The 7,724-nt window shown below is 33.7% G+C and carries 9 protein-coding genes, 1 pseudogene and 1 other annotated feature; of the genes and pseudogenes, 8 read left to right on the forward strand and 2 right to left on the reverse strand.

Annotated features, from left to right (window positions below; translation table 11 throughout):
- The first annotated feature begins 1 nt into the window (after position 1).
- From BLV68_RS13430 to BLV68_RS13460, 7 genes are all read left to right on the forward strand, one after another.
- Complete coding sequence (locus tag BLV68_RS13430; protein ID WP_093754672.1) at positions 2–625, forward strand: MBL fold metallo-hydrolase; 624 nt, start codon at positions 2–4, stop codon at positions 623–625.
- 48 nt (positions 626–673) lie between these two features.
- Complete coding sequence (locus tag BLV68_RS13435; protein WP_093754674.1) at positions 674–853, forward strand: hypothetical protein; 180 nt, start codon at positions 674–676, stop codon at positions 851–853.
- Between the two features lie 2 nt (positions 854–855).
- Positions 856–2,334, forward strand: coding sequence for a coproporphyrinogen dehydrogenase HemZ (hemZ, locus tag BLV68_RS13440; RefSeq protein ID WP_093754676.1), 1,479 nt, complete (start codon positions 856–858; stop codon positions 2,332–2,334).
- 37 nt (positions 2,335–2,371) lie between these two features.
- Positions 2,372–2,580, forward strand: a binding site (T-box leader).
- Between the two features lie 43 nt (positions 2,581–2,623).
- Positions 2,624–4,405: an aspartate--tRNA ligase gene (gene aspS, locus BLV68_RS13445; RefSeq protein ID WP_093754678.1), complete on the forward strand. Its 1,782-nt coding sequence runs from the start codon at positions 2,624–2,626 to the stop codon at positions 4,403–4,405.
- A 21-nt stretch (positions 4,406–4,426) separates the two neighbouring features.
- Complete coding sequence (locus tag BLV68_RS13450) at positions 4,427–5,176, forward strand: tRNA threonylcarbamoyladenosine dehydratase (RefSeq protein WP_093754680.1); 750 nt, start codon at positions 4,427–4,429, stop codon at positions 5,174–5,176.
- The gene (locus BLV68_RS13455) at positions 5,139–5,567 is read left to right on the forward strand and encodes a SoxR reducing system RseC family protein (RefSeq protein WP_093754682.1); all 429 of its coding nucleotides are present in this window, start codon (positions 5,139–5,141) and stop codon (positions 5,565–5,567) included. The genes BLV68_RS13450 and BLV68_RS13455 overlap by 38 nt, the downstream gene beginning before the upstream one ends.
- A 13-nt stretch (positions 5,568–5,580) precedes the next feature.
- Positions 5,581–5,859 carry a metal-sensitive transcriptional regulator gene (locus BLV68_RS13460; protein ID WP_093754684.1) on the forward strand — a complete coding sequence of 93 codons (279 nt, stop codon included), beginning with the start codon at positions 5,581–5,583 and terminating at the stop codon, positions 5,857–5,859.
- Here the strand turns inward: BLV68_RS13460 and BLV68_RS13465 are convergent.
- A complete protein-coding gene (locus BLV68_RS13465) occupies positions 5,856–6,293 on the reverse strand; it encodes a threonine/serine exporter family protein (protein ID WP_093754686.1) in 438 nt (145 codons plus the stop codon). The two genes, BLV68_RS13460 and BLV68_RS13465, sit on opposite strands and share 4 nt — an antisense overlap.
- A complete protein-coding gene (locus tag BLV68_RS13470) occupies positions 6,290–7,081 on the reverse strand; it encodes a threonine/serine exporter family protein (protein WP_093754688.1) in 792 nt (263 codons plus the stop codon). The genes BLV68_RS13465 and BLV68_RS13470 overlap by 4 nt, the downstream gene beginning before the upstream one ends.
- A gap of 161 nt (positions 7,082–7,242) precedes the next feature.
- On the opposite strand from BLV68_RS13470, the pseudogene BLV68_RS13475 reads away from it, so the two are divergent.
- Positions 7,243–7,724, forward strand: a pseudogene (locus BLV68_RS13475) (serine hydroxymethyltransferase); the annotation flags it as partial.

Below are 7,724 nucleotides of genomic sequence, written 5' to 3' on the forward strand. Positions count from 1 at the left end.
ATTGAAAGTAATAAGGATACCAGCAGGAGTCTATGCTGCAAACTGTTATATAGTTTATTCAGAAAATAGTAAGGAGGGCATTGTAATTGACCCAGGTGGAGATGTAGATGATATCATGTCTCATATAAAAGAATTAGGGTTGAATATTAAATATATAATTCTTACCCATGGTCATGGAGATCATATTGGCGGCGTCAAAGGAATTAGAGAATATACTAAGGCACCAGTAGCAGTTCATAAAGATGATGAATATATGTTAAAGGATGGAATGGCTAACTTTTCATCCACTATGGTAATGGGTACTATAGAGCTTAATGCGGATATACTCCTTGAGGATGGAGATGAGCTAATTTTTGGAGATCTAAAGGCAGAAATCATCCACACTCCCGGTCATACTCCTGGTGGTATAACCATAAAAATTGGCGATAGCCTATTTACAGGGGATACTTTATTTGCTGGCTCAATAGGTAGAACTGATTTCCCAAGGAGTTCATTTGCAACCATCATGGATTCAATCAAAAATCGTTTAATAATATATCCAGATGATACAAAAGTATATCCAGGCCATGGGCCCTCATCTACTATAAAAAATGAAAAGGCTTCCAATCCTTTTATAAAACAATAGAATGTAAAGCCATCTTTTAGGGTAAGCTAACTCTGGGAGGTGGCTTAATTGAATAATAGACTAAAGTTTTTTTCTAATAGAGATAAAAATGGAATCGATTTACACGATTTATACGAGTTAATAGAATTAGGTTTAGATAAAGATGAAATATCTAAGGAATTGGGCATTTCAAAAGCCTATATAAGAAGGATAATGAAGGACTATTATAAAGATTATCAAGGGGAGTAAATATGATTTATATCAATTTGGTAGGTCACGATTTAGTAAATGAAGTATACGAACTAATAAAGGTGTTTTATTTTGATGAGGAAATAATATTTGTAGAAGATTTAAATGAGTATGAAAAAGGTTTATTAGTTGTAAATAGATTAACTGAAGTAAATGGTAAATTAGAGGCTAGGACTGATATTTACGAAGATAACAATTTAATTTTAGAAAGCACTGTAGTGGACATAGATGAGGTAAAGGTTGATAAGTCAAGTATAAGAAAGAAGATAAGAATTGGAATTAAGCAAAGTATTTATAACGCTTTATTGAGTATTTCTAATGTTAAAGCACCTTGGGGAATATTAACTGGAATTAGACCTGTTAAGATTGTTCATAATTTACTAGATGAGAATAAATCAAATCAAGAAATAATTGGTATTTTAACTAAAGAATATAGATTAGATCTTAATAAGGCTCAATTGATTTTGGATATAGGTAAAAAACAGCGTAAATACCTATATCCACTAGATAACAATAGGTTTAGCCTATATATAAGTATCCCATTTTGTCCTACAAGATGCTTATACTGTTCCTTTCCTTCCTTAAATATTAACAGGTATAGGGATAAGGTGGATGATTATATAGATAAGCTTATATATGAGGTAGAAAGAGTAGGAGAGATAATGTCCAATAAGACTATTACAACAGTATATATTGGAGGCGGTACTCCTAGTGCTATTTCTACAAGTCAGTTAGAAAGGATTATACAAGCCGTTTATGAGAATTTTCATGAGGATACCATTAAAGAGTTTACCGTAGAAGTTGGAAGACCTGATACAATAAGTAATTGTATGCTAAAGATGTTAAAGGAAAATGGAATAGATAGAATTAGCATAAATCCTCAGACCATGAATGATAGTACTTTGAAGCTAATAGGTAGGCAGCATAGCAGTCAAGATATAATTAGCACATATTATGATGCTAGAGAAATAGGATTTGATGTAATAAATATGGATTTAATAGTTGGCTTACCTTCTGAAGGCTTAAAGGAAATACAATATACATTGGATATCGTAGGGAAATTAAGCCCTGAAAATTTGACCGTACACACTTTATCTATTAAGAGGGGTTCAAAATTTATTAATACAATGGATAGATATAAGAATCAAATGAAGGGGCAAAATATAATTGAAGATATGTTAAGGGAAACTGAAATTTTTGCAAAAGAGAAGGGGTTACTTCCTTATTATCTCTATAGGCAAAAACAAATCATGGGTAATTTTGAAAATATAGGATATGCTAAAGAGGGTAAGGAATGCATATATAATATTAAGATGATGGAGGAAAAAGAAACTGTAATTGGTTTAGGAATGGGAGCAGTATCTAAAATTTATTTTCCAGAAGAAGATAGGATTGAGAGGGTACCAAATGTAAAATCCTTAGAAGAATATTTGGAAAGGGTTGAAGAAATGGTGAACAGAAAGGCCCTTATCCTATCTTGACTTTGGGAAGAATATATCTTATAATGATTAAAAAACATAGGGAACAATGAAGAGGAGGAGTAATTAAATCCCTTAGCTATAGAGAGTCAGGGCTGGTGGAAACCTGATGCTAATATTTAATGAAGACACCTTGGAGTTAACAAATGGGTTTAACTAACCCTTTGTTCGCGTGGAGCGTTATGCTATTTGAGTGAGGTATATACCTAATTAGGGTGGTACCGCGAGAATCAACCTCTCGTCCCTGAAATTCAGAGATGAGAGGTTTTATAATTTAGAGGGAGGTAATAATATGAGAGAAAAAATGGGGACTTTAAGGAGAACTCATATGTGTGGGGAATTAAGACCAACCCATATAGATGAAAAAGTTGTTTTGATGGGATGGGTGCAAAGGGAAAGGAATTTAGGCTCTTTGATATTTGTTGATTTGAGGGATACTACAGGGATTTGTCAAATTGTATTCGATAGTACCGTATCTAAAGATGTATTTAAAAAGGCAGAAATAGTTAGATCCGAATATGTTTTAGCTGTAAAAGGGCTTGTTAGGAAGAGGGAATCCATTAATAAGGATATTCCAACAGGAGAGATAGAAGTGCTGGCAGAGGAGTTAAGAATTTTAGATGAAGCGGAAACGCCACCTATATATATAAAGGACGATGACAATGTTTCTGAAAATATGAGGCTAAGATACAGATATTTAGACCTAAGAAAGCCATTTATGCAGAATAATTTAAAGATGAGGCATAGGGCAGCAAAAGTAGTAAGGGATTTTTTAGATGAGAATAGTTTTGTAGAAATAGAAACTCCAATGCTTACTAAACCAACACCTGAGGGAGCAAGGGATTATTTAGTTCCAAGCAGAGTAAATCCAGGTCATTTTTATGCTCTTCCCCAGTCTCCACAACTGATGAAACAGCTTTTGATGGTTTCGGGTATGGATAGGTATTACCAAATAGTTAAATGTTTTAGAGACGAGGATTTAAGGGCTAATAGGCAGCCAGAATTTACTCAAATAGATATTGAAATGTCTTTCGTAGATGTAGACGATGTATTAGAGATAAATGAAAGGATGTTGTACAGACTATTTAAGAAACTAAAGGGTATAGAGATTGAACTTCCTATAAAAAGGATGACCTATAAGGAAGCCATGGAAAGATTTGGAGTTGATAAACCCGATTTAAGATTTGGATTTGAATTGGTGAATATTACAGATATAGTTAGGAACTCTCAATTTAAGGTATTTAGTAGCATCGTAAAATCAGGTGGTCAAGTAAGGGGAATCAACGTTAAGGGTTATGGTGATAAGTTTTCAAGAAAGGATATAAGCAGTTTAGAAGATTATGTTAAAACCTTTGGGGCTAAAGGCTTAGCATGGATAAAGATAATTGAAGAGGGAGTATCTTCTCCTATTGGTAAATTTCTTTCTGAAGATGAATTGAATAACATATTAAATAGGATGGAAGCTGAAAAAGGAGATTTACTCCTATTTGTAGCAGATAAAGCTCAAGTTGTACTTGATAGTTTAGGCAATTTGAGAAATGAAGTGGCTAGAAGGCTTAATATAATTGATGATTCAAAATTGGAATTAGTGTGGATAACAGAGTTTCCCCTATTTGAATACGATGAAGAAGAGGGAAGATATGTAGCAAAACATCATCCATTTACTCATCCTATGGATGAAGACATAGACCTTTTAGAAACTGAACCTGAGAAGGTAAGAGCTAAGGCTTATGATATAGTTATTAACGGAGACGAAATTGGAGGAGGTAGCATCCGGATAAACGACCCAGAGTTACAACAGAGGATGTTTAAGGCATTAGGCTTTTCAGAAGAAGAAGCCTTGAATAAATTCGGTTTTCTAATTGAAGCTTTTAAATACGGAACTCCACCTCATGGAGGTATAGCTTATGGATTTGATAGATTAGTTATGCTCCTTACCAATAGTTCTAATATACGAGATGTTATAGCCTTCCCTAAAACCCAATCAGCTACATGTTTACTAACGGGTGCTCCTTCTACGGTTACTGATGAGCAGTTGAAAGAAGTTCATATTAGAATAGATCTAGAAGATTAAACTCGTTTGAAAGGAGTAAAAATGGATAGTCGATTTATTAGGACCGAATTGTTGTTGGGAAAAGAAGGAATGGAAATTCTTAAAAAGTCTAAAGTAGCTATATTTGGTATAGGAGGGGTAGGTTCTTTTACAGCAGAAGCACTGGTTCGATGTGGTTTAGGCAACATTGTTATTATAGATTATGATATAATAGATATAACCAATATCAATAGACAAATACACGCTACCTCTAAAACTGTAGGCTTACCAAAGGTTGAGGTTATGAAAAATAGATTATTAGATATAAACCCAGAATTAGACGTAATTGCAATTAAGGATATATATAATAATGATACCAAGGAAAGGTTATTATCGAAAGATTACGATTATGTAATAGATGCAATAGACATGATATCTGCTAAAATTAGTTTAATTGAAAACTGCAAAAGATCAAATATTCCTATTGTATCTTCTATGGGAGCGGGAAACAAATTAGATCCCACTATGCTCCAAGTTGGGGATATTTATAGCACACATACTTGTCCTTTAGCAAAAGTAATGAGAAGTGAATTGAGAAAGAGGAACATAAAGGAACTTAAGGTGGTATGGTCAGCTGAAAAACCTATTAAGATCAATCTGGAGAAAGAGGGTACTAGAAAAGCAGTACCTGGAAGTGTTTCCTTTGTACCTTCAGTAGCAGGATTGATTCTTGCTGCTGAAGTGATAAAAGACTTAGTGATTGGAGGTGTTTCGGGTGGATCAACTAGGTTATGTAAGAAGGATAAAGGGTAATATGGCAGAAGTAGAAGTAAGACGGATTGCTGGATGTGGTGGAGGATGTAGCAGTTGTGGAGGTTGTAGCGCACCAAATATAGTAGTTAATATGGAAAATCAAATTGGAGCTAAGGTTGGAGATATTGTGGAAATTAGGGCAAAATCTAAAAATATCATTAAGTATGCTTTAATTGTATATATGATTCCTTTCGTCATGTTAATAGGAGGAATCCTAATTGGAGTAAATTTGTTTAAATCTATTGGTTTAGATTACTATGAGATTTTAGGTTTTTTAATGGGGACTATATTTTTAACAATTTCTTTTATTATAGTGAGGATAATAGATAACTCAATTAAGAAAAGAAATGAAAATGCAATGGAAATGGTAAAAATTATGGAGGAACTGTAAAGGAGGAATTAGATTGACTTTAGGAACTCAGGATAAGGATGCTATAATAAAACGATTGAGAAGAATTGAGGGACAAGTTAAGGGAATCCAAAAAATGGTAGAAGAAGGTAAATACTGTAGCGATATATTAATTCAAGTTGCAGCTGTTCGCTCCGCTATGAACTCAGTAGGTGGAATCATATTAGAGAACCATATGAAGGATTGCTTAAAGAAATATCTAGATGGGGCAGCAGGAGACCAAATCTTAGATGAATTGATTACAACCATGGTTAAATATACTAAACAGAATTAACCTTTGTCCTTAACTCTCTTTATAGATCTTGATAATGAAGTTGAAACTATTAAGCCAATTGATATGGCAGCTGCTATGAAGAAGGTTTCAGTTCCTTTATTTGCTGCCATAGAAAAGTCCTTTTCTATCAATGCTAACATGGTATAGTACATGCCAGCACCAGGTACCAGTGGGATTATTCCAGGTATTATAAAAATGGTTGCTGGCTTTTTAAAATATCTTGCAAACAATTCACCTAATGCACCTACTGTAATGGCACCAAAAAAGGTGCTTATAATACTATCGTTTAATATATCGGACATTATATAATAAACCATCCATCCCATAGAACCTATAAAACCAGATTTAAGTATGGAGTTTTTTGGGATGCTGAATAATATGGCGAAGCCCATAGAGGAAATAAAAGCAAATATAATTAGTTTTAATAGGGTCATCTGACCACTCCCTTAAAATACATATTTAGGACAACCCCTACTCCAAAAGCAATAGCCAATGCAGAAAATATGGCTTCCATAGTTCTAGATAGGCCAGATATAAAGTCACCAGAGATGGTATCTCTCATGGCGTTGGTTATGGCCACACCTGGCACAAGAGACATTATAGAGGCAATTATTATTGTGTCCATATTTTTACCTATGCCAATTTTAATGGATAGAATGGATAGAATAGTGGCTAGGGCAGCACCAATAAAATTATTTATAAAAAAAGTTAATTTATAATCATTCAATTTATTAATCAATATTAAAACTATTAAGCTTACAATATAGCTGGAAATGAAATCCTTAAAGGTGCCACCAAATAACAAAGAAAAAAAGGCGCAGGCTAAACTACCAAATACAGCTTTTGTGGTTTCTTTGTAGTTTTTTGTTCTATTTATTCTTCTAAGTCTGTCTAATCCTTCATCAATAGACATGTTAGAATTTACAAACTCTCTTGAGAATTCATTGACTAGACTAATAGTGTTTAAATCGATCTTAGTAGATTTAATCCGTATAAAATAAGTTATCATTTCTCCGTTATATTCCAGAGAGGCAAAAATTCCCGTAGTGGTGGCAAAGGCGTCTGCATATTGGACACCTTTTCTAGATTTGCATATTCTTTCAATGGTATCTTCAGCTCTATAGGTTTCAGCTCCATTTTTCAGCATAGTTCTACCTGCCAAGATTGCCAATAAAAGGAGTTTTTTGGCATCGAAATTGTCAATATACATATCTTTCTGCATAAAATTCACTCCACAGGGATTAATAATATTGTAATTGATAAAAATTAACTATATAATAGATGAGTAAGGGTTATTAGCATACTTACCCTTATTATACTATGATTGAAGATATAATAAAACAGATTTGTTAAGAATTTCTTATGAAAGGAGAATTTTAAACTATGGAATTTGCAAACTTAAAGAATTTTGATCCCGAAGTAATGGAAACTATAGAATTAGAGATCAAAAGACAGCAGGAACATATTGAGCTAATTGCTTCTGAGAATTTTGTTTCCCTTCAGGTGATGGAAGCAATGGGGAGCCAGTTGACCAATAAATATGCTGAAGGATATCCAAGTAAGAGATATTACGGAGGCTGTGAATATGTGGATATGGTAGAGAATTTGGCCATTGAGAGGTTGAAAAAATTATTTGGTGCAGAGCATGCAAACGTTCAACCTCACTCTGGTTCTAATGCCAACCTAGGGGTGTATTTTGCAGTATTAAAACCTGGTGATAAGGTATTAGGCATGAATTTATCACAAGGTGGGCACTTAACCCATGGCAGCCCAGTTAATATTTCAGGAACCTACTTTAACTTTATAGCTTATGGAGTAGATAAGGAAACTGAAGTTATAGATTATGATGAAGTTAGAAAGATAGC

Origin of the sequence: Tepidimicrobium xylanilyticum (genome assembly GCF_900106765.1) — a bacterium.
Lineage (GTDB): Bacteria > Bacillota > Clostridia > Tissierellales > Tepidimicrobiaceae > Tepidimicrobium > Tepidimicrobium xylanilyticum.

What these genes read in the sequence shown, in the direction of transcription:
- hemZ (WP_093754676.1), top strand. Translation starts at nt 856, where the DNA reads ATGATTTATATCAATTTGGTAGGTCACGATTTAGTAAATGAAGTATAC.
- aspS (WP_093754678.1), top strand. Translation starts at nt 2,624, where the DNA reads ATGAGAGAAAAAATGGGGACTTTAAGGAGAACTCATATGTGTGGGGAA.
- BLV68_RS13450 (WP_093754680.1), top strand. Translation starts at nt 4,427, where the DNA reads ATGGATAGTCGATTTATTAGGACCGAATTGTTGTTGGGAAAAGAAGGA.
- BLV68_RS13465 (WP_093754686.1), bottom strand. Translation starts at nt 6,293, where the DNA reads ATGACCCTATTAAAACTAATTATATTTGCTTTTATTTCCTCTATGGGC.
- BLV68_RS13470 (WP_093754688.1), bottom strand. Translation starts at nt 7,081, where the DNA reads ATGCAGAAAGATATGTATATTGACAATTTCGATGCCAAAAAACTCCTT.